Source organism: Sporichthyaceae bacterium (genome assembly GCA_036269075.1).
In the GTDB taxonomy this organism is placed as follows: domain Bacteria; phylum Actinomycetota; class Actinomycetes; order Sporichthyales; family Sporichthyaceae; genus DASQPJ01.
The window spans coordinates 30648-51422 of sequence record DATASX010000087.1; the positions used below are offsets into that span (position 1 = coordinate 30648).

Consider the following 20775-nt stretch of genomic DNA (forward strand, 5'->3'; position numbering starts at 1 on the left):
GCGGTGGACTTTCGAGCCCACGTTGTGCGAATTCTGCACATGACGGGAGTGCGCGATGATCGGCCCGGACGGACTGACGATGTTCCACACCGGCGTCATCGTCGACGACCTCGAAGTGGCCTCCCAATTGTGGACCGCGGCGTTCGGGTTCCACTGGGCCCCACCCAAGACGGCGGCCACGCCGATGCGCTGCCCGGCCGGGGTGGTGCCCCGCGAGGTCCGCTTCACCTACAGCCTGGAAGGGCCGCACCACGTCGAGTTGCTCGAGCAGGTCGACCCCGGTCCGTACCTGCACCTGAGCACCGACCGGCACATCCATCACGTCGGCTACTACACCGACGATCTGCGCGGTCAGTCCGCGCGGCTGGAGCAATTGGGTTTCCCCGCCGAACTGTCCGGGGTGGGCGCCGACGGCGGAGTCCATCGGGCGACCTACCACCGGCATCCGGTCCAACCGGGCATGTGGATCGAGTTGGTGGACGACTCGGTTGCGGACGACATCGACGCCTGGATGGCGCAAGCAGCCCTCGAGCAGGGCGTGGCCTATCGGTCGCCGTTCGCCGAACCGCGCGGGCGCCTCAGGGCGGCAGGAGCTTGATGTCCAGTTCGGAGGACACGAACCAGCGGATCACCTGGCGCCGGCTGAACTTCCAGCCACCCCCACGGCGGGTGTAGGAGTCCAGGTAGGTCGCCGAGATCACCGACGCGCCTCCCCCGTGATGCTCACAGATCGCGATGCAGTCACTTCGTCCACTCGCGGAATCCGCGTCGATGAAGGTGATGACGTGGTTGGTCGTCCAGTGGTGGGTCTGGACCCAGGCGCGTGCCGCGACCTCGGGAAAACGACGAATCTCCTGCAGGCCGTGGAAGTCGCCGCGACCCGCGCCGATCAGATAGACCGCGTCCGGGTGCCAGAGCCCGACGAACTTGTCCAGGTCCTTGCGGTCGACGCCTTCGCAGTATCCCGCGACCAAGTCTCCGATCTCGTGCCGGCTCTCCAGTCGGTCCAGTCGTTCGCTGTCGGTCAAGCCGCTCATGCGCGCGCCATGCGCAGTCGGTCCGGGTAGTCGGCCGGCAGGTCGGCCTCGTCCAGCGGGTCCACACTCTGGACGAAGACGTAGCGGTCCTCCCCCTTGGCCCGACCGGCTTCGTCGAACTCCCAGAACACCACAGTGCGCGCGGTTACCAGGAAGTGGCCGGTGGCGTCGGCGCCGACGAGACCCTGGGCGTGGGCTGCGGCCGCGGGCAGGATCTGCCGGAACGTTCCCTCGGAAACCAGGCGCTCGTCGTCGACGATCACCCGGTGCTTCTGCGACTCGATCACGTAGGAGCCGCAGTCGACCATGGCCCGGTAGAGCCCTACCACCGCGTCCAGGCCCTTGGGTCCGGTGTCGGAGACGACGCCGGGATAGACGCCGTAGTCGTGGTACTGCGGGTCCGCGGTCAGGGTTGCCATCACCCCGTCGATGTCGCCGGCCACCTCGGCACGCGAGTGGTCGATCACGGTCTGCAGGATCTGGACCTGCCGAGGGGTTCTGGGCCGGTCCTTGAACTTCTCGAAACTGGTCCAGGTCTGGGCCGCGTCGAACGGGATCACGTCGTCTCCTTGTCGTTCGTGTCGGGCTCGGGTCGGTCGATCCCCAGCCAGTTGCGGCCGGCTTCGCGGGCGCCATCCGGTCCACGGTCGCGGATCTCGCGCAGCGCGTTGAACTCCCCCGGTTGGAAATGGATGTTGGTCAAGGAGGCGCCGACGACGGTGGCCGCGGCGAAGGAATGGGCGATGCCCATCTTCGCCAGGGACGCGAACACGGCGTACTTCTCGCTGACGATCCCGTCGCGCATGATCGAGGCGCACATGGCGGCGACGCGGTCGCACTCGGCGTGCAGGTCGTCGGCGGCCACCCAGTCGACCAGCCCGATCTCCAGGGCTTGTGCGGCGTCCCACTGCGCGGCGCAGAACATCAGGTCCTTGGCCCGCCGCAGTCCGACGGTCGCGATCAGCAGCGAGACGTCGCCGTCGACCCCGTACAGGCTCCATCGTGGGTTGGCGAAGCTTGCGTCGGCGCTTGCCACGACCAGGTCGGCGCACAGGGTCAGGTACAGGCCGGTCTCGTGGCAGGTCCCGTGCGCGCCGAGCACGGTGACCTTGCGGCAGTGCAGCAGCCGGGACCACAGGCCGCGCGGCCCCCACCACAATTCGTCGAGTGCGATCAAGCGTGCCCGTTGGCTGGGCACCTTCTTGCTCGCGCCGCCGGGGGCCTCGACGTACATCGACCAGGCGGCGCGGGGGTCCCAACCGCTGCTGAGGTTTCGCCCGTCGCCGGTGAGTGTCACGACCTTGATCGCGTCGTCGGACTCGATGCGGTCCAGAAAGTCGCACAGCAAGCGGACGGTGGGCGGGTCCAACTCTTCGCCGTGCAGGGTGATCCGGGCCGTGTGGGCCGCCGGGTCCATGCTCAGGCTCGCGCCGGGTCGCTCCGGGTTCATCGGCGCCCGCCCCATCTCGCGTTCGCGTAGAAGCCGGCCTGGTCGAACTCGCGGCCGACGCCGTGCCCGTCGAGGACTGCCTGCAGGAGCATCTTCGACATCGTGATGCCGTCCAGCGGCATCCGGGTCACAGTGGTGGCCCGGCGGGCCACGACCTCGTCCAGGTCGGCCGGGGCGGTGATCTCGTTGATCAGCCCGGCGGCCAGCGCCTCGTCGGCCTCGAGCACTCGGTTCTGGACCAGCCAGGCCTTTGCTCGGTTGAGTCGCATCATCAGTGCCCCCAGGACGAAATTGGCCTCGGGACGGTCCAGGAACGGCGATCGGAAGCGGGCTCCGGTCGCTGCCACGGCCAAGTCGGTGCACAGCAGCATCCCGGAACCGGCCGCGCCGCAGGTCCCGGTCACCACGGTCATGGTCACCTTCTTGCAGAAGCACAACGACTGGTACAACGCGGTTGCGGCGGCGAAGTCCTGCTCCCAGGCAGTGAACACCTCGCTCTCCGGGGCCGTTGCGGGCAGGTCCGGGCAGAAGTCCGGTGCGGCGGTGCGCAGCACGAGGACCTTGACCGCGTCGCTGTCAGCGGTCTCCTCGACGGCCTCGCACAGCGCCCGGGTGAATGCGGGGTCGTAGCGCGCCAGGGGGCTGAGGTCGTCGACCGTGAGGGTCGCCACCGCGTCGGCCACGTCCACCACCACGGGGCCGCTCACGAACCGGCCCCGTCGCCGCGCGGGTCGACCGCACCGGTTCGCGTCTTGTCGGCGTCCAGTGCCCCGCCGACGCCGACGTCTCGAGCGGTGCGCCAGAAGTCCAACTCGTCGTGGTCGGCCTGCAGGTAGTGGGAGACCAGCAGGCCGGTGATCGAGGGCACGCTGGTGTCCATCAGCCCCTCGGCGGATTTCAGCCGGGCCTTGAGATAAAGCAGTTCGCGCCGGTCGCGTGCCGCGATGCGCTCGGCGACGGTGTTCGCGACCGCCTCCAGTTCTGCGGCCTCGGCAGTGATCGACACCAGGCCGAGACGTTGGGCCTCCTCCCCGGACATCGGGGTGGCGGTGAACCCGGTACGTCGGGCGGCCTTCATCCCGATGATGCGGTTGATGTGGACACTCGCGACGGCACCGGCCGGGCCGAGGAACCTGGCTTCCAGCGCGCCGAGGCGGGCGTCGCGGGCGGCGATGACCAGGTCGACCTTGCAACAGATCATGAAGTAGGCCGCAGCGGCGCAGTAGCCGTGCACCGCGGCGATCGTGATCTTCGGGGAGCGAGAGATTGCCTGGCTGAAACCCTGCCGGCCCCAGGCCATGTCGCTGCCGTAGCGGTAGCCGACGGCCAGGGTGCGGCGCCGCTCGTGCGCGGCGCGTTGCCCCCACTCCTCGTTGATCTCGTTGCCGCTGCAGAAGGACTTTCCTCGTCCTCGGAACACGATCACCCGCACGTCGTCGTCGACGGCCAGGGCAGCCATGAGGTAACGGATCCGGTCGCGCATGGGCACCGAAAGCGCGTTGTGCTTCTCCGGACGGTTCAACGTCAGGCAGGCGACCCCACCGGCCCTGTCGATGTCGAGCAGGATCTGGCCCGACGCGGCCGCGATGCTCTCCGGGGTGCCGTAGCGCGCCATCTCACCTGCCTCCGGCGTCGGTGGCCTCGACGATCTGACGCTCAATCAGATCGGCTATCTCCACCTCGGTGTAGCCCGCCTCCAGCAGTCGGTCACGAGTGTCCTCGCCGAGTTCGGGGGTCCATTCGCCGACCCGGGCCGGGGTTTCGCTGAGGTGGAAGGGATGGCCGACGATCTTCTGCTTGCCCCAGCGCGGGTCGTCCTGCTCCAGGATGTAGCCGTTGGCCAGAGCGTCGGGGTCCTCGGCCAGGTCCAGGAACGTGTTGACCGGGCCGACCGGTACGCCGTGGCGGCGCAGGATCGGCAACCATTCGTCGCGGTCGCGGGTGGCGAAGGTGGTCTCGATCTCCGGCTCGAGGTCGTCGCGGTTGCGTTCCCGGATCGCCCCGTAGCCATAGCGCTCGTCGGCGGCCAGGTCCGGCCGGTCCAGTGCCGCGCACAGGGTCGACCACAGCTTCTGGTCGGTGGCCGCGATGACCAACCAACGGTCGTCGCGGCAGCGGAATGCTCCCGAGGTGGAGGTGACCCGTCGGTGCGGCCGCAAGAGCTTCTGCTCGTGCAGCGAAAGGGTGATCTCCGGGGCGTGCAGACCCAGACAGGCGCCGACCAACGAGGCGTCCACTCGTTGGCCGATGCCGTGTACTGCTCTGGCGTACAGGGCGCTGGCGACGCCGAGGGCCAGGAACACCCCGCCCGCGGCGTCGGCGTAGCCCCGCGTGGCCAGTCGTGGGGTTCCGTCGGGGGCACGGTTGAAGTCCGAGACCCCGGAGACCGCCTGGGCGACCATGTCGAACATCGGCTCGCCGCTGCTGGGGCCGTGTGGCCCGTAACCGGTACCGGCGGCGAAGATCAGCCGCTCGTTGACCGCGCGCAGGTCTTCGTAGCCGATCCGCAGTCGGTCCATGACCCCGGGCCGGAAGTTCTCGATCACCACGTCGCACTCGGCGGCCAGTCGCAGGATGATCTGGCGGCCTTGCTCGGTGGTGATGTCGACGGCGACCGAGTGCTTGCCGCGGTTCAGGCCGTAGAAGAAGCCGCAGAACCCGTCGGGCGCCAACCGCAGTCGGCGGTCCCAGTCCCCGCCGGGCCGTTCGATCTTCAGGACGGTGGCGCCGAGGTCGGCCAACAGTCGGGTTGCGTACGGGCCCTGCTGGAACCGGGTGAAGTCCAGGATTCGCACGCCCGCGAATGGGCCCGGTCGCTCGTCGGTCTCAGTCACCGGTGACCACCAGCACGTCAAGGGCCTCGACCTGCGAACCGCGGACCCGCAACGGGTTCACCTCCAGTGCCTCCAGTCGACCGCCCAGAGCCAGCGCGGCATCGGTGACGCCGACCACGGCCGCGCAGACGGCGTCCACGTCCACGGCCGCAGTGCCGCGGCAGCCATGCAGCAGCGGGGCAGCCCGCAGGCCGTCGATCATCTCGCGCACGTCGATCTCGGTCACGGGCAGGACGCGCAGGGCGCTGTCGTGCATGATCTCCACCCAGATGCCGCCCAGGGCCAGGGTGAGTACCGGTCCGAACGTCGGGTCGACGCTGACGCCGACCATCAGGTCCACCCCGGGAGGGCGCATCGGGCTGACCAGCACTCCGCGTTGGTCGGCATCCGGTGCCGCAGCCGCGACGGCGGCCCGGATCTCGGTGTGCGCGGCCCGCACGGCCTGTTCCCCGGCGACGTCCAGGCGCACACCGCCGACGTCGGACTTGTGGGCCACGGCGCGCGAGCAGATCTTCAGTGCGACCGCGGTTCCGAAGTCCAGTTGCGCTTTCGCTGCCTCCTCGGCAGACCTGGCCAGGACCGCCGGCACCAGGGCCACTCCGTGCGCGGCCAGCAGTTCTCGACCTTCGTCCTCGGCCCAGGTGCGGACCGCGGTGTCGGTCGGCCGCGGCCGGGCCCACGGCGTCGAGCCGATCGATCGCAGCGCGCGTTCTCGACGCGAGGACCATCTACCCAGGTGGCCCAGAGCCTTCATGGCCAGGTCGGCGCCGGGCAGCAGCTGGAGGTCCTGGTCGCTGAGCAGACGTCGTGGGTAGTCCGCGAGGTCGAGGCAGGTGTTCGAGGAGAGGAACACCGGCAGGGGGGAGTTGCGGACGATGTCGCCGAGAATCCGCAGCCGTTCCTCGAGGGCAGCGCGGGCTTCCTCGTCCTCGGGCGGCGCGGCGGGCAACGGCGTCATCATCGAGTAGAGGAAGTCGACGCCGGGTTCGGCACAGGTGATCTCGAGCAGATCGTCCTCGGCCTTGGTGGGGCGGTGTCGTTTGCGGGCGTGGCCGAATCCCGTGGTGTCCAACGGGTTCTGCAGCCAGGACTCCGCCGGCATCGACTCCCGCAGCGCCTCGACGACGCCCGAGGACCACGCGGGCAGCGTGATGCCCTCGTCCTCGGCCAGGTCGGCGATCACGTTGCAGCCACCGCCGGAGGAGGTGACCACGCCCATTCGGGAACCGGACGGAATCCGCCGGGTGGTGGCGAACATCCCCGTGGTGGCAACCAGTTCCTCCAGGCTGGACACCCGGGTGACACCGCACTGGGTGAAGGCCGCGTCGACCACGGCGTCGTCGGTGGCCAGTGCGCCCGTGTGCGCGGCGGCAGAACGTCGGCCCTGCTCGGACCGGCCGGCCTTGAACGCGACCACGGGTTTGCCGGCCTCCAGGGCCGCTCGGGTGGCACGTTGGAAGCGGGCGGCGTCCTTGATCGTCTCCAGGAACACCGCGACAGCGCGGGTGCCCTCATGCTGTACCAGGTAATCGATGACGTCGATGGAATCGACCACCGCGCCGTTGCCGACCGACACCCAAAGGCTGGAACCGACACCGTGAGCCTGGGCGAACTGGTAGGTGGCGCGGGCCATCGAGCCGCTCTCGAAGACCGCGCCCAGCGACCCCACCAGCGGTGGCGCCGCGGTCGCCACGGCCCAGGGCGCGAAACCTCCGTGCGGGTTGAGGAAGCCGATCGTGTTCGGCCCCAGCACCGTGATGTCCAGTTCGGCGGCGATCCGGACCAGGTCTGCCTGTCGGTCGGTGCCATCGGCCCCTGCCTCGCCGAACCCGCCGGCCAGCACGATGGCGTGCCGGATCCCGGCGGCGGCTGCGTCGCGGAGCACCGACTCGACCTTGTCGGCGGCCACGAGCACGAAGGCCAGGTCGACCGGTTCGGGCAGATCGCGCAACGAGGCCACCGAGGGGCGCCCGAACTGGGTGGAGTGCTTGGGGTTGACCGGCACGATCGTCCTGGTCCCCGGCACCAGCGACAGGCTGTGCAGCAGATTCCGCGCCCAGCTGGAGGTTTCCGAGGCGCCCACCACGGCAAGCGAGGCCGGCGCGAACAGGCCGCGCAGTCGTTCGACGCCGGACAGGCGGGCTCGGTCTTGGGTCGAAGCCAGGGTCACCTGCGGGCCTCCGAGATAGTTAACGTCGTAAACTGATTATGCCGCCCGGGCATCCCGCCGCAACAACCGGCGCCGGCCGGAAATCGGACACTTGCGGGCCTTATGCTCGTGCCAGTCGACCGGAGGATTGCCGCATGCCTGGTGCGAGCGCGCCTGCCCGGACGTCGCGGACCGGGCCCACCGGCGAACGACTGGAGATGGCGCAGTTGGTCCGACTGCGGATGGCGCTGGGGCGGGTCGGGCGCCTGCTGCGTCAGCAGTCCGCCGACGATCTGACCTACCCTCAGATATCCCTGTTGTTCGCGATCGAGCGGCGCCAACCGGTCACCGCCCGGCAACTCGCCCTCGACGAGGGAGTCACTCCCCCCTCAGTCACCCGGTCGTTCAACGAGTTGTCGGCAGCCGGTCTGGTCGAGCGCGAGCGCGACCCGGGCGACGGCCGATCCTTCTTGATCAGCCTGACGAAGGCCGGGCGCGAGGAGTGTCACCGCGTCCGCCACAGCCGCGACGAGTGGTTGTCCGAGCACCTCGGCGCGCTGTCCGACGTCGATCTCACGACGTTGTTGGCCGCCCTGCCGGCGTTGGAGCGGCTGTGCGAGTTCGACACCCCGGACGGGGTCTGAACCGCTGCGGTCAGCCCGGGTGCACACCGAGTTCGCGCATCCGCTTGTAGAGCGTGCTGCGGCTGATGCCCAGTTGCTCCGCGGCGTGCACCTTGTTGCCGTTGCAGGCATGCAGGGTGGCGGTGATGACTTCGCGTTCCGAACGCTGCAACGGAGTCAGCCGGCGACGAGAGCTGTCCCGGACCGAGCACGGCAACGCGGCCACCGACACCATCGGTCCGGCGCCCTCGCGCAGCACCTGCTCGACGACCACTCGAAGTTCGTGGAAGTTACCGGGCCAGCTGTGCCGCTGCAGAACCGCGAGCGACTCGGCGCTCCAGCGCACCGCCGGTACCGAGAGTTGCGCCGCCAACGTGGCGGTGACCGTTTCCAGCAAGCTGGGCAGTTCCGAGGTGCGTGCGCGCAACGGCGGCAGGTGGACGTGAGTGCGGCAGCAGGCGACGAGCGCGGCGTGCGCCCCGGACAGCTCCGAGAGGGGCGGAGCCGTCATCACCAGCCGGGCCTCGGCGCCGAGCACCAGTGGCAGCAACTCGCGGGCCACCGGCGCCGGGAGCGCTTCGATGCCGTCCAGCCCGACCAGGTCGCCCCAGCGGGCGGCGCCCAGCGCCACTGTCAGAGCCTCGGTCACGTTCGGTGTCGCAGCACAGTCGACGACATGTGCTACCGCGCTGCCGGCCAGATTGCGCGCGGCTCGGGTGCGGCCGGTCCCGGCCTCCCCGGTGATCAAGGCCCGGGCGCCGTTGACCCGGGCTGCCTCGAGGGCCGCACCGATGAGGTCGACACCGCCGGCCCGGACGTTGGTTCCGCGCGGGACCCGAGGCCGGTCCTCCGGTGCCTCGTTGGTGATGCGGACGAGAGCACCTTGAGCCCGGCCGCCACCGCAGCGTTCGAGCAGCAGTCGGACCCGGCGGCCTGAGGACAGTTCGAGTTCGAGCCGAGCCGGGACGCCGACCCGGAGTTCCCCGGCCCGCTCGCGCAGCATCTGGTGGTCGACCGGGTCCAGCATCGCGGCCGCCTCCGGGGTGGCCAGCACCATGTCCGGACCCAGCACGAGCACAGCCCCGGGTTGCCGACAGGCTTGATGGAACACCGAGAGCAGTTCCAGTTGCCCGCGCGGAGTTGTGGACCGGAGTTGCTTCTGGATGTCGCGTGCCGCGTAGGTCAAGAACGGCGCCAGCGCCGGGCTGAGCGTGCCCTGCGCCCCACACAGGCTGAGCACGCCCTCCGAGCGAGCCGTTGTGGGATGGATGACCGGCACGCCGAGGCAGTCGAAAGCGTGCAGCGACTCCAGGTAGTGCTCGGCCCCACGGATGCGCACCGGTCGGCTCAGTTCCAACGCGGTCCCGATCGCGTTGGTGCCGGCCAGCTCCTCCAGGCAGCGGCGGCCCACCCGGCTGACGGCGAGATCGGCGATGGTGCCACCTGGCGCCGGGGTTCGGGCATCCACGATCAGTCCGTCGCGATCGGCCAGCAGAACCGCCAACGGGGCGCCGGCCAGATCCTCCATCATCTGGCCGAGCACGGCATCGGCAGCCGTGAGCAACCGCTGACCGGGGTCGAACGCCTCGACCGGCAGCATCTCGATCGCCGCGGACCGATCCACCCCGCACGCCCGGGATCGTTCCCAGGACAGATGGACGGCCGAGCTGGGCCGGCTGTGCGGCCGTAGCGCACCGGGCAGCGGTCGAAGCGACACCGGACCTCCTCGCGGGTCTTCCTCAGGCTGCCGGGGTGAACTGCAGACGCAACGCCTGCGGGGCGCGCGTGAACAGGCCCACGTCGACCGGGGTGAAGCCGTCGGCCCACCGCACGTCGGGCATCGCCTCGAACAGGCGGACGATCGCGATCTCCATCTCGCGTTTGGCCAGCAGGGAACCGACGCAGAAGTGCCGACCGAGGGCGAACGCGATGTGATCCGCGGCCCCGGTGAACGCCTGTTCCACCGTCAGATCCGTGCGATGCATGTTCCAGACGTCCGGATCGATGAAGCGGCGTTCATCGCGGTTGGCAGCGCCGTTCACGCAAGCGACCGTGCTGCCACCGGGGATGATCCCACCCGCGACCTCGATGTCGTTCACGGCCGTACGAAGGATGATCTGCACCGGCGGGGCGTAACGCAGGGACTCGGCGATCGCATCGGTGGCCAGGCTCGGATCGGCCCGGAGTTCGGCCAACTGCTCCGGGTTGTCCAACAGGTGACGCACGCAGTTGGCAATGGCCTTGTCCGTGGTCTCGCCACCGGCGATGAACAGCAACCCGATCAGGGCCTTGATCCGTTCGTCGGTCATGGACTCGCCGTCGGTCTCGGCCTGGGTGAGCCGCGAGATCAGATCGTCGCCCGGGTTGCGGCGCCGCTGTGCGATCACCGGGAGGATGTACTCCGGGAACTCCTTCTGCGTCCGCATACCCCACTCGTGGATGTCCGGGTCACGGGTCAGGTTCGACAGGAACGCCATCAGCGAGGAGTACCAGTTGTGGAAGATCGGCATGTCCTCGCGCGGCAGGTCGAGCATGTCGACGACCACGTTGATCGGGTACCACTTGGTGAACTCCTCGATGAGTTCGACCTCTCCGCGGCCCCGGAACTTGTCGATCATGGCGTCGGCGTTGGACTGGACCTGGGGGCTGAACGACTCCAGGTACTTGCCCCGCAGCGTCGGGGTCACCAGCGCCCGGTTGACGGCGTGTTCGTGCCCACCCATCTGGATGAGCGTGCGGCCGATCACGGGCTCCATCTGGAATCCGTAGTTGACGTTGCTGAAGGCCTCGGAGTCGCGGTAGGCACGCGCGACGTCCTCGAAGCGGGAGATGAAGTAGTAACCGCTGGCCTCGTGGTGCAGCAACGGGTAGTGGTCGCGCATGATCTTGTAATAGGGCTGCGGATCCTGGGCGAACTCCGGCGAGAGGATGTCCGGCATCTGGGAAGCGGCGGTCACGGGTTCCTCCGGGACTGGTTGGCGGACAGCGTGGCTGGGATGGGGGCGCCGGTTCAGTTCGGCCCAGTGCCGAGCACCAGGCCGAAGGCTCGGTTCTCGACCCGACCGGTCAGGTCGATGGAGATGAACTTCTCCTCGGTGTAGGCATCGAGGGCATCCGGCCCGAGTTCGCGTCCCAGACCGCTCTGCTTCCACCCACCGAACGGGTAGAACGGCGACATGTTGTGCCAGTCGTTGATCCAGACCGAGCCGGCCTCGAGTTCGTTCGCGACGGCCAGTGCGCGTTCGTTGCTGCGGCTCCAGACCCCGGCCGACAGTCCGTACTCGGAGTCGTTCGCGATCTTCACGGCCTCGGCGTCGGAGTCGTAGCGCAGCACCGAGAGGACCGGCCCGAAGATCTCCTCCCGGGCGATGGCCATGTCGTTGGTGACGTCGAGGAACAGGGTCGGCTCGACCCAGAAGCCCTTCTCGAAACCGGGCCCGGACGGGATACCGCCGCCCAGCGCGAGCTTCGCGCCCTCCTTCTGGCCGGTCTCGATGTAACCGAGGACCCGCTCGCGTTGAGCGGCGTTGATCAGCGGGCCGAGGTCGGTGGCGGGGTCCAGTGGGTTTCCCAGCCGCAGGGTGCGCATCCGCGCGATGAGTCGTTCGACGAATTCGTCGTGCAGGGAGTTGGGCAGCAGCAGGCGGGTGCCTGCCTCGCAGGCCTGGCCGCTGTGCATCATGCAGGCCCAGATCGCGCCCTCGACCGCCATCGCCACGTCGGCGTCGGCCAGGACGATGTTGGCGCCCTTGCCGCCGAGTTCGAGCGTGACGTGCTTGAGATTGCCCGCCGCGGCTCGCATGACCTCCTTGCCGGTGGCGGTGCATCCGGTGAAGGCGATCTTGCGGACGTCGGGGTGTGCCGCCAGCCGGGCGCCGACCTCCTCGCCGTCGCCGGTGACCACGTTGATCACGCCTTCGGGCACCCCCGCGGCAGCCAACTCCCGAGCGAACTCCAACGCACCGATCGGGGTCTTCTCGTCGACCTTGAGCACGACAGTGTTCCCGGCCGCCAGCGCGGGCACCGCCTTCCAGATCGCCAAGGCGAGCGGGAAGTTCCACGGGACGATTCCCGCGCAGACCCCGATCGGTTCGCGCCGCACCGTGCCGGCCGCGAGCAGGGGGCCCATCAACGGCCCGGGGCGCTCGAACTGGTAGCTGCGCAGCAGGTTGGCGAAGTACCGGGTGAAGGCGACCGGCTGGCCGACGCTGAACGGCCCGGAAAGTCGGACCGTGGCGCCGTTCTCCCGGCTGCCCAGTTCGGTCAGTTCCTCGGCACGCGCCTCCAGCCGCGCGGCCGCGTCGTCCAGCACCGCAGCCCGCTCCAACGGAGCCATCGAGCGCCACACGCCGGACTCGTGGGCTCGTTCGGCCGCGGCGACCGCCGCGTCGGCGTGGGCGAGGCGCCCTTTCGCCGCGCGTGCGACGACGGCCTCGGTCGCGGGATCGACAATGGTGTAGTGCTCGGCGGCGTCGGTCCAGGCGCCGTCGATGAACATGGGGTAGTAAGGCGCGCCGTCGCGATGATCGATTCCGGCCCGGGTGCTGGCGCTCACGTCTTCCTCCTGGCTCGCGGTTCCTCGCGGTGCTGGGACCGTAAGCGGGATCTCGCTCATGCATCTGTACGAGATGCGGACACCTCGGCGACGTTGACATCGCACCTCGACACCACCGAGCATCTCGCCAACAAGTTTCGCTTGTAAAGTATTTTCGGTGGACGGTATTCGGAGGAACCTCATGTCCGCGGTCCTCACCTGCGTCCGGCTCACCCGCGACGGCAGCGGCCCGATCGCCGCCGAGTCGTTCGAGACTGTCGAGCAACCGTTGCCCGACCCCGGTGCCGGTGAGGTGCTGGTCCGGGTGCACGCGATCTCGCTGGATCCTTACCAACGAATCCGCATGCGCGGCCTGCCTGCCGGGGCGGTGCCGCCGGCGGGGTGCGTGGGAGAGGTGATCGCCTCGCGTGCTTCCGACTTGGCCCAGGGCACGTGGGTGAGCGGCGAACTCGGGTGGGCCGACCATGCATTGGCGGAGCCTGCCGCGCTGACCCCCGTGGACCTGCAGGACTCGCGCATCCCGGTGCACCACTACGTCGGCCTGCTCGGGTTGAGCGGGATCACCGCCTACTTCGGGGTGACCCGGGCGCTACGGCCCAGGGCGGGCGAGCAGATGGTGGTCAGCGGCGCCTCCGGCGGAGTCGGGCAGGTGGCCCTGCAACTGATCGCCCGGACCGGCGCGACGGTCGCCGGGGTCGTCGGGTCGTCCGACAAGGTCGACGCGGTCACGAATCTGGGCTATCACGCGCTCTGCCGAACCGATGCGGACTGGACCCAGCGGCTGGACGCCTGGGCCCCCGACGGACTGCACGGCTACTACGACAACGTCTGGGGCGAGACGTCCTCGCGGATCGTGGAGCGACTGCGCCCGCTGGGCCGCATCGCCTTGTGCGGTCAGATGACCGGGTTGGCGGGCAGTCGCGTGCCGCCGTTGGACATCGACTGGTACCTGATCCTGACCCGATCGCTGACCCTGCAAGGGTTCCGGACGGTCGACTACCTCGACGAGTACGACAAGGCCCGACAGGACCTCGCCCAGTGGTTCCTGGACGGCACGGTGTCCCAACGGGTGAACCTGGTGGACGGGCTCTCGCTGGCGGGTGCCGCGTTCGCCGACCTGGTGAACGGGAACACGCTGGGCAAGACCACTGTCCTCGTGCGCTGAGACCTCGGCCCGCTCGGGGTCGCGCTGCCCGCCGCGGTCTGCGTGCTCAGGCGCCCCAACCGCAGTGACCCGCGATGAACCGGCCCACCGCATCCACGGCAAGTCGGCCGGCGTTCAGGGTGGAACCGAACAACGGCCAGGCGTGCGTCTGCTCCAGACCCACGTGAAGCCTCGCGTCGACGCCATGGCTTCGGGCACGGTCGGCGAACCGCAGGTTCTCCTCGAGCAGAACCTCCTCGCTGCCCACGAGCGTCAACAGCGGAGGCAGGCCCCGAAGATCACCGAAGGCTGGGCCTACGTACGGGTTCGTCGGTTCCGTGCCCTGAAGGTAGGCGCGGGCCGACCACGCGAGTTGGGCGATCGACATCGCGGGATCTCTGTCCGAGTGAGTGACCATCGACGGCGAGCGCAAGGTGCAGTCCAGCCAAGGCGAAAGACAGACCGCGACGGTGGGCAAGGCGTCGCCGGCGTCGCGCAGTGCGAGCAACGCCGACAGGATCAGACCGCCGCCGGATCCGTCGCCGACAAAGGCAATTCGCTCCGCCGGAGTTCCTTGTGCCAGCAGCCAACGGTGTGCACTGCACAGATCGTCCAGACCCGCCGGGAACGGGTGTTCCGGCGCCAGTCGGTAGTCAGGAACCAGTACGTCCGCCTCGGCCGCCGCCGCCAGCGTTCGTGCCGCACCCAAATACCCGCGCGCGGATCCCAGAGTGAACCCGCCCCCGTGCGCGAACAGAATCACGCGCTGCGGATTGTCACCGATCCGCAGGCACTGCACCCCGTCGGCGTCGACGGACCGCGCGCCAACGCCCGCCGACGGGGCCCGGCGTTGGCACAGTTGCTCGTAGGCCTCGCGCAGTCGAGTCAGGTCGGTCCGGGCCGGCCCCGCCCACGCGGCAGCGAACTCGGTCCAGATGCCGCGCACCTGCTCGCGTTCCAGCGCGGCACGCGCGTGCCCCGTGGTCCCGCTCGGCGGGTAGGCCGCGATCAGGTCGATCTCGATGCGGCCCACCCGCGGCGGGGTCCAGACCCGGCTGACCGGACGCCAGAATCCCGGGCGTTCCGGCTGATCGGCCGGGTCAGGCGTTCGTGGCGCGGGTCCGGTCACGAATGAACTCGCCGATCGCTTCAAGGGCTTGCTGACCTTCCGTCAGAATCGGTGCGAACAGGGGCCAGATGTGGAACTGCCCCTCCCCCACGACCAACCTCGCCTGGCCACCTGCGGCCTCGGCGCCGGCGACGATGCGAACCGAGTCGTCGTGGAGGATCTCCTCGGACCCGACCAGGACCAGCAGCGGTGGCAGGCCCGAAAGGTCGGCAAGGGCCGGGGAAAGGTACGGGGAGGACATGGGCTCGTCCCCGGCGTAGAGCGCTCCGAGGCCGCCGAGCATCGCCTCGCTCGCGATGGGGTCGCGATCGGCCCGCGCCTTGATCGAATCCCCGGACAGGGTGAAGTCAGCCATGGGCGAGACGACCACCCCGGCGGCCGGCATCGGGTCGCCCTCGTCGCGCAGGGCCAACAATGTCGCGGCGGCCAGTCCGCCGCCCGCCGAGTCGCCGGCGACCACGATGCGGGCGGAGTCGTACCCCTGCGCCAGCAACCATCGGTAGGCCGCCTTGGCGTCGTCGAGTGCGGCCGGGTAGGGATGCTCCGGCGCGAGTCGGTAGTCCACCAGCAACACCTGCGCGCCGGAGGCTGCCGAGAGCGCGGCGCCGAAGAACCGGTAGGAGTGGGCGGAGCCGAACACGTAGCCGCCCGAGTGCGTCCACAGCACGACCGAGTCCGGCGCCGAACCAGGCATCCTGACCAGCAGACCCGGGGCTCCCCCCGCATCGACCTCCTGAATCGTGGCGGCCTCGGGAACCGGGAACACGGCGAGCATCGACTCGTAACCGTCGCGGTACTCCGGGATCCCGGCCGGCGGGGCCAAGGCCTCGAGCAGGCCCTGCCACATCTGTCGTACCTTCTCCAACTCCGCGCTGCTCATTGCTTCCGCCTCTCCATAGGGATTTCGGTCAACCCATGCACAACTGGCCTCCGTCGACGGTCAGGGAGGCCCCGGTGACGAACGCCGCCTCATCGGAGGCCAGGAACACCGCGGCCTTGGCGACGTCCTCCGGTGTGCCCAATCGGCGAAGTGGAACGTCGCGTCCGGCGGGCCCGTCCGCGCCGCGCGGGACGGGTACGTCGACCCGGGTCATGGAGGTGTCGATGACTCCGGGATGCAGGGCGCAGACGCGGATGCCGCGTGGCCCGAGTTCCTTGGCCAGCGAATAAGTCAGCAGTCGGACGGCACCCTTTGCCGCGCAGTAGGCCGAGATCCCGGGCACTCCCTGCAGCCCGCCGATCGAGGACAAGTTCACGATCACCCCCGGCCGGTCGGCCGCGATCATCGCCCGGGCCGCGGCCTGGGCGGCGAAGAACACTCCACGCAGGTTGACGTCCAGGACCGCGTCGTAGTCGCTCTCGGTCATGTCGATCAGACGCGCCGCCCGCAGCAGACCGGCGTTGTTGACGAGGATGTCGACGCCACCGAGCCGCTCGGCCTCGGCAACCATGTGCTGCAGTTCGGCCACGACGGTGACGTCGGTCGGCACGAAGACGGCGGATCCACCCGCTGAGCGGATGAGCTCGTGAGTAGGTGCGCCACCCTCGCGGGGTTCGGCACGGACATCCGCCACGACCATGCAGGCACCGGCCGCGGCGAACTGCACGGCGATTGCGCGACCGATGGCGCTGGAGCCTCCGGTGGTGGCCTCGCCGAAGGACAGGAAGCCACCGCTGGGATTGAGCGGCAGTTTGCCCTCGATGCCGAACTCCCCGCGTTCGAGCATCCAGTCGGCCTGACCCGGTTCGAGGAATCCGAAGTTCTCCGGCCAAGCCAGCAGATGCCAGGCGGTGTTGTCGGCCGTCTCCAGGACGTCGACGTCGCCGGTTCCCAGGCCCGCGGCAGCCAGTGCGCCGGTCACCGCTCCGGCGACCTCGCTGGTGTGCGGGACCGGGGAGCCGACAACGTTGCGGGAGACCGTCGGGATGCGCACGGACGGGTCACCGAATTGTCCGGTGGCCACGGCGGAACCGGCGACCTGGATCAGGGGTCCGCCAACCCGTCGGGCGGCTTCGGCCGAGCCGAGCACGACCGCTGCCGCGCCGTCGCTGACTGCGCAGATCTGCAGCAGGTGCAGCGGGTCGGCCACCATCGGCGATGTCAACACCTCTGCCACGTCGGTCGGCGTCCGGTACCGCGCCCGTGGATTGGCTGACCCGTGGCGGCGCATCAGAACCGTTGCGGCGGCGAGTGTCTCGACCGTGGTGCCGTGTTCGTGCATCCGACGCCGAGCCTCGATCGCCCAGTAAGCAGGGTTGGTCGCGCCGATCGCGACCCAGCGCAGGTAGTCGCTGTCGGTGATGTCGTCCGGGCAGCCCGGCGGCCTGGGGATGAAGCCCTTGGGCATCTTCTCCGCGCCCAACGCCGCCACGACCTCGACCTGCCCGGCGGCGATCATCGTCGCGGCGGTGTGCACGGCGATCCCACCCGCCGCGCACCCGCCGCCGACGTTCACGGCCGCGGCGCCGTTCTCGGAGATCGTCTGCAGGACCTCGTTGGCGTGCAGACCCCAGCCCATTCCGCCTTCGAAACGGGAGCTGGCCGCGACCAGTCCCTGCAGGTCACGTCGATGCAGCCCGGCGTCGCTGATCGCCGCGCTCAGCGTTTCGACGGCCAGCTGCAGCTGGGACTTGTCGGCGAACTTGCCCCACGGATGCGCTGCGACGCCGAGTACGTAGACCGGTCTCATGCGTGGGACTCCCCCACCGGTTCGTAGGCGTAGGTGATGACTTCGTCGTGGAGCCGAATGGTTGTCAGGCGCAGCTCGGCGTCGATCGGGACCTGGCCGGGTGGGGCGCCGGTCAGTGGCGCCAGCACCCGCAGACCCTCCGGCAGTTCGACCAGGCCGATCGCGTACGGCTGCCAGTCCGCGGCTTGGTAGGGGGCCGGCGGCTGGTAGTGCTGCACGGTCCAGCTCCACAGCACGCCGGTGCGCCCGAATCTCGCCTCGCGCACGTTCGGTTCGGTGCAGTCGGGGTTGCAGCAGTCGATGGCGCGGGGGACCCAGTGGTGCCCGCATCCGGTGCAGCGCGATCCGAGCAGTTCGGCAGTCTCACCATCGAGGTGGAACAGGTCGTCGGCGACCGGTACCTGGGTTTGCATGCGCAATTCCTGCCTTGGTGCTCAGCGGGAGAGGATGTCGCGGACCTCGCGGAAGTAGAGCGTTCCGTCGCCGACGTCGCTGACCAGCACCTCGTGGCGCACGTACCGGCGTTCGCGTTTGACGAACTTGTCGATCGCGGTCGTGGTGATCCGGACCGTGGCACCGACCGGGATCGGGGCCAGGATCTGCGAGTCGTGGAAGGTGTGGATCGAGCCGATCGCGAACGGCTTGGTGTGGTCGAACTGCACCGAGAGCACGAAGTGCGACACCAGCAGCGGCGGCACCACCGCGCCGCCGAAGGGCGACTCCCCCTCGATCCCCCAGGTGTTCATCCGCCAACCCTCGTACCAGGGGTTGTAGTCCTCGATGCCGTCGGAGTAGAGGATCACCAACTCCGCAGTGATGGTCAGATCCCGCTCCAGCACGTCGCCGATCGCGACCATGTCCCAGTAGGTCTGGCACTGCGAGTTGAGGCTCTCGACGAAATCGCGGGTCTGCTGGACCTGGATCGCCGTCATGGGCCGCAGTGAGTCGGTTCCCGGCAGAACTGACTGTGCGTCAGACATCTACGTCCACCTCCACCAGCCCGACGGTCTTCTTCTCCCCGTCCTCGTTCTGTGCCCAGATCTCCACGGCGAACCGGTAGCCCTCGCCCTTCGGGGTCTTGTCGCGCACGACTCCGTAGGTGGTGATCACCTCGTCGGCACAGGTCGAGGCAATGTACTTGCAACTGATCCGGGCGCCGGTGAAGAAGTTGGCGCCGAAGTGGTTCACACACATCTCGGCCAGGTAGGCCGAGGACATCTCCCCGGTCTGGATCGGCGCGGGCAGACCGGTCTCGCCCGCGTACACCGGGTCCCAGTGGTTGGGGTTGAACCGGCCCCACACCCGCGAGCCCATCAGTTGGATGGCGGCCTTCTTCCTGACTCCGATCAACTCATGACCGATCGGGGTGTCGCGGGTTATCAGCCCCCGCGGCGATGGGGCGCCGTTCGTGGGTGTCATCCGGAAACACCTTTCTGCAGCAGCGATTCCGCCTGTTGTGCCAGCAGGAACTTCCTGGGACGCCCGCTCGCGGTGAGCGGGATCTCCCCGGCCTCGACGAGGAAGAAGTGCCGGGGCACCTTGAAGCGCGCCAACCGTTGCGCCGCCCACGCGCCAAGTTCGTCGGCGCTCACCTCGAGCCCGGGCCTGGCGACTACGAACGCCGCGCCGGCCTCGCCCATCCTGGGATCGGCCACCGGTACGACGTGGGCCTGCGCCACGGCGGGGTGGGACAGCAGCACGTCCTCGGCGTCCTTGGGGACGACCTGCTCCCCGCCGCAGCGATAGCAGTCGTTGGCCCGGCCCAGCAGCACGACGTACTCGTCGTCGTCGATGCTGGCGAGGTCCCCGGTGCGAAGCCAGCCGTCGGCGGTGAACGCCGCGGCGGTCGCCTCGGGCTTGTTCCAGTAGCCGGGAGTGACTCCCGGCCCGAAGGCCTGCAGTTCACCGATCGCGCTGCGTCCGACATCCAGGCCGGTCCGCGGGTCGACACAGCGGTGCACGACCAGGCGCCCGCCCAGTCGCGGGTCTCCGGCCGCACCGGCGTCGCGTGGGCGGCCGTTGGTGCCGCGCCGCCGCGCGGGCGGGTCGTCGGGGCGGGTCACGGTGGTCGACGCCGTGGTCTCCGACATGCCGTAGCCGGTGGTGATCTCCCGGCAGCCGAGTTCGGTGTCGATGCGGTCCCACAGCCCCGGGGGCGAGGCCGTGCCGGAGGAGAGCAACGAGGTCAGCGACGACAGCTCTGCCGGGTGCCCGGCCGCGACGCGTTCCAACTGAGCGTCCAGCACGGCTCGGGTCATCAGCGGGATGGCGAGCATGTCATTGGCGCGATGGTTCTCGATCGCATCCAGACTGGCCTGCGGGTCGAAGGCGACGTGCGGGATGATCGCGCCGCCCACGAACGTGACCGGCAGCATCCCTTCGACGTAGCCGAACACGTGATACATGGGCAGCGCGAAATGGATGCGGCGACCGTCCTGGAACCCCCGCGCGTAGGCGGCGGCGTAAGCGGTTCGCAGCAGCATGTCGTGGGTGAGCAGGACGCCTTTCGGCCCGCCGGTGGTGCCCGAGGTGTAGATCAGGTCGGCGACCGACTCCGGACCGACGATCGGCATCATCATCGCCGCAGGTGCAGCGGCCTCCACTTCGGCCAACGAACGCGTGCCGGACGGCAGCAGCGTGCCGTGGGTGTCGAAGACCACCACCTCGCGCAGGTTCGGCAGTCGGGTTCCGCCGCCGTGGCGGGGCCAGTCGGGGATGATCTCGTCGAGCATGCCCAGGTAGTCCAGGTCGCGGTGCTGGTCCATCACGATCAGTAGTGCCGCCTGGGAGTCGGCGAGCACGTGGGCCAATTCGTCGCGTCGGTTCAGGAAGTTGACCGGTACCGCTGCGGCACCGACCCGGGAGATGGCGTACTTCACCGCGACGAATTCCGGGCAGTTGGCCATGACCACCGCGACGTGCTCGCCGGGCCGGACCCCGGAGGCGATCAGCGCGGCGGCCAGCCGGATCGAACGGTCGCGGATGTCCGCGTAGGTCCAGTCGGCCCAGTCGGTGATCACGTAAGGGCGATCGGGCCACAGCCGGGCGGCCTCGTCCAGGGACCCGTGCAGGGTGCGTGGCACCCAGGTGGGGTGGCGGCTCTCGAGTGCGGCGCGGCGCTGTGCCAGGGGCGGCAGCCGAAGTGGGGTGGTTGTCGACATCGG

General features: G+C 69.3%; 20 protein-coding genes. 3 read left to right on the plus strand and 17 right to left on the minus strand.

Translation table 11 applies throughout. From position 1 onward, the window contains the following. Positions 1-55: 55 nt before the first annotated feature. Positions 56-598 (plus strand): VOC family protein, encoded by a 543-nt coding sequence (locus tag VHU88_16150; GenBank protein ID HEX3613222.1) that lies wholly within the window; start codon positions 56-58, stop codon positions 596-598. On the opposite strand, the gene VHU88_16155 is transcribed toward VHU88_16150, so the two are convergent. From VHU88_16155 to VHU88_16185, 7 genes are read right to left on the minus strand one after another with little or no spacing between them, the layout of a single operon-like run. Then, entirely contained in the window at positions 579-1037 is a 459-nt protein-coding gene (locus VHU88_16155; GenBank protein HEX3613223.1) for a nuclear transport factor 2 family protein, read from the minus strand. The two genes, VHU88_16150 and VHU88_16155, sit on opposite strands and share 20 nt — an antisense overlap. Next, positions 1034-1597 carry a nuclear transport factor 2 family protein gene (locus VHU88_16160; GenBank protein HEX3613224.1) on the minus strand — a complete coding sequence of 188 codons (564 nt, stop codon included), beginning with the start codon at positions 1595-1597 and terminating at the stop codon, positions 1034-1036. Before VHU88_16160 ends, VHU88_16155 begins: the two co-directional genes overlap by 4 nt. Then, the gene (locus VHU88_16165) at positions 1594-2487 is read right to left on the minus strand and encodes an enoyl-CoA hydratase/isomerase family protein (protein HEX3613225.1); all 894 of its coding nucleotides are present in this window, start codon (positions 2485-2487) and stop codon (positions 1594-1596) included. Before VHU88_16165 ends, VHU88_16160 begins: the two co-directional genes overlap by 4 nt. Then, positions 2484-3194 (minus strand): enoyl-CoA hydratase/isomerase family protein, encoded by a 711-nt coding sequence (locus VHU88_16170; GenBank protein HEX3613226.1) that lies wholly within the window; start codon positions 3192-3194, stop codon positions 2484-2486. The genes VHU88_16165 and VHU88_16170 overlap by 4 nt, the downstream gene beginning before the upstream one ends. Beyond that, positions 3191-4102 (minus strand): enoyl-CoA hydratase/isomerase family protein, encoded by a 912-nt coding sequence (locus VHU88_16175; protein HEX3613227.1) that lies wholly within the window; start codon positions 4100-4102, stop codon positions 3191-3193. The genes VHU88_16170 and VHU88_16175 overlap by 4 nt, the downstream gene beginning before the upstream one ends. Before the next feature lies 1 nt (position 4103). Continuing rightward, a complete protein-coding gene (locus tag VHU88_16180; GenBank protein HEX3613228.1) occupies positions 4104-5321 on the minus strand; it encodes a CoA transferase in 1218 nt (405 codons plus the stop codon). Next, positions 5314-7491: an acetate--CoA ligase family protein gene (locus tag VHU88_16185; GenBank protein ID HEX3613229.1), complete on the minus strand. Its 2178-nt coding sequence runs from the start codon at positions 7489-7491 to the stop codon at positions 5314-5316. The genes VHU88_16180 and VHU88_16185 overlap by 8 nt, the downstream gene beginning before the upstream one ends. Positions 7492-7625: 134 nt before the next feature. On the opposite strand from VHU88_16185, the gene VHU88_16190 reads away from it, so the two are divergent. Next, positions 7626-8114 (plus strand): MarR family winged helix-turn-helix transcriptional regulator, encoded by a 489-nt coding sequence (locus tag VHU88_16190; protein HEX3613230.1) that lies wholly within the window; start codon positions 7626-7628, stop codon positions 8112-8114. 10 nt (positions 8115-8124) lie between these two features. Here the strand turns inward: VHU88_16190 and VHU88_16195 are convergent, their stop codons facing one another. The 3 genes from VHU88_16195 to VHU88_16205 are packed head-to-tail and all read right to left on the minus strand — an operon-like array spanning position 8125 to position 12648. Then, entirely contained in the window at positions 8125-9810 is a 1686-nt protein-coding gene (locus VHU88_16195; protein HEX3613231.1) for a helix-turn-helix domain-containing protein, read from the minus strand. Positions 9811-9832: 22 nt separating this feature from the next. Further along, the gene (locus tag VHU88_16200; GenBank protein HEX3613232.1) at positions 9833-11050 is read right to left on the minus strand and encodes a cytochrome P450; all 1218 of its coding nucleotides are present in this window, start codon (positions 11048-11050) and stop codon (positions 9833-9835) included. A gap of 53 nt (positions 11051-11103) precedes the next feature. Next, the gene (locus VHU88_16205) at positions 11104-12648 is read right to left on the minus strand and encodes an aldehyde dehydrogenase family protein (protein HEX3613233.1); all 1545 of its coding nucleotides are present in this window, start codon (positions 12646-12648) and stop codon (positions 11104-11106) included. Between the two features lie 181 nt (positions 12649-12829). Between VHU88_16205 and VHU88_16210 the strand changes: the two genes are divergently transcribed. Next, positions 12830-13813, plus strand: coding sequence for an NADP-dependent oxidoreductase (locus VHU88_16210; protein ID HEX3613234.1), 984 nt, complete (start codon positions 12830-12832; stop codon positions 13811-13813). A gap of 46 nt (positions 13814-13859) precedes the next feature. Here VHU88_16210 and VHU88_16215 read toward each other — a convergent pair whose 3' ends face one another. From VHU88_16215 to VHU88_16245, 7 genes are all read right to left on the minus strand, one after another. Then, entirely contained in the window at positions 13860-14825 is a 966-nt protein-coding gene (locus VHU88_16215; GenBank protein ID HEX3613235.1) for an alpha/beta hydrolase, read from the minus strand. Positions 14826-14892: 67 nt separating this feature from the next. Further along, a complete protein-coding gene (locus VHU88_16220; protein HEX3613236.1) occupies positions 14893-15801 on the minus strand; it encodes an alpha/beta hydrolase in 909 nt (302 codons plus the stop codon). 28 nt (positions 15802-15829) lie between these two features. Further along, positions 15830-17611, minus strand: coding sequence for a glucose 1-dehydrogenase (locus VHU88_16225; protein ID HEX3613237.1), 1782 nt, complete (start codon positions 17609-17611; stop codon positions 15830-15832). Continuing rightward, positions 17608-18024, minus strand: a complete 417-nt coding sequence (locus tag VHU88_16230; GenBank protein ID HEX3613238.1) for an OB-fold domain-containing protein — start codon at positions 18022-18024, stop codon at positions 17608-17610. Before VHU88_16230 ends, VHU88_16225 begins: the two co-directional genes overlap by 4 nt. Positions 18025-18045: 21 nt before the next feature. Further along, complete coding sequence (locus VHU88_16235) at positions 18046-18591, minus strand: MaoC family dehydratase (protein HEX3613239.1); 546 nt, start codon at positions 18589-18591, stop codon at positions 18046-18048. Beyond that, complete coding sequence (locus tag VHU88_16240; protein ID HEX3613240.1) at positions 18584-19030, minus strand: MaoC family dehydratase; 447 nt, start codon at positions 19028-19030, stop codon at positions 18584-18586. The genes VHU88_16235 and VHU88_16240 overlap by 8 nt, the downstream gene beginning before the upstream one ends. Next, positions 19027-20772, minus strand: a complete 1746-nt coding sequence (locus VHU88_16245; GenBank protein ID HEX3613241.1) for an AMP-binding protein — start codon at positions 20770-20772, stop codon at positions 19027-19029. Before VHU88_16245 ends, VHU88_16240 begins: the two co-directional genes overlap by 4 nt. Positions 20773-20775 lie beyond the last annotated feature (3 nt).

What these genes read in the sequence shown, in the direction of transcription:
- VHU88_16150 (HEX3613222.1), top strand. Translation starts at nt 56, where the DNA reads ATGATCGGCCCGGACGGACTGACGATGTTCCACACCGGCGTCATCGTC.
- VHU88_16155 (HEX3613223.1), bottom strand. Translation starts at nt 1,037, where the DNA reads ATGAGCGGCTTGACCGACAGCGAACGACTGGACCGACTGGAGAGCCGG.
- VHU88_16165 (HEX3613225.1), bottom strand. Translation starts at nt 2,487, where the DNA reads ATGAACCCGGAGCGACCCGGCGCGAGCCTGAGCATGGACCCGGCGGCC.
- VHU88_16175 (HEX3613227.1), bottom strand. Translation starts at nt 4,102, where the DNA reads ATGGCGCGCTACGGCACCCCGGAGAGCATCGCGGCCGCGTCGGGCCAG.
- VHU88_16190 (HEX3613230.1), top strand. Translation starts at nt 7,626, where the DNA reads ATGCCTGGTGCGAGCGCGCCTGCCCGGACGTCGCGGACCGGGCCCACC.
- VHU88_16210 (HEX3613234.1), top strand. Translation starts at nt 12,830, where the DNA reads ATGTCCGCGGTCCTCACCTGCGTCCGGCTCACCCGCGACGGCAGCGGC.
- VHU88_16220 (HEX3613236.1), bottom strand. Translation starts at nt 15,801, where the DNA reads ATGAGCAGCGCGGAGTTGGAGAAGGTACGACAGATGTGGCAGGGCCTG.
- VHU88_16225 (HEX3613237.1), bottom strand. Translation starts at nt 17,611, where the DNA reads ATGAGACCGGTCTACGTACTCGGCGTCGCAGCGCATCCGTGGGGCAAG.
- VHU88_16230 (HEX3613238.1), bottom strand. Translation starts at nt 18,024, where the DNA reads ATGCAAACCCAGGTACCGGTCGCCGACGACCTGTTCCACCTCGATGGT.
- VHU88_16235 (HEX3613239.1), bottom strand. Translation starts at nt 18,591, where the DNA reads ATGTCTGACGCACAGTCAGTTCTGCCGGGAACCGACTCACTGCGGCCC.
- VHU88_16240 (HEX3613240.1), bottom strand. Translation starts at nt 19,030, where the DNA reads ATGACACCCACGAACGGCGCCCCATCGCCGCGGGGGCTGATAACCCGC.
- VHU88_16245 (HEX3613241.1), bottom strand. Translation starts at nt 20,772, where the DNA reads ATGTCGACAACCACCCCACTTCGGCTGCCGCCCCTGGCACAGCGCCGC.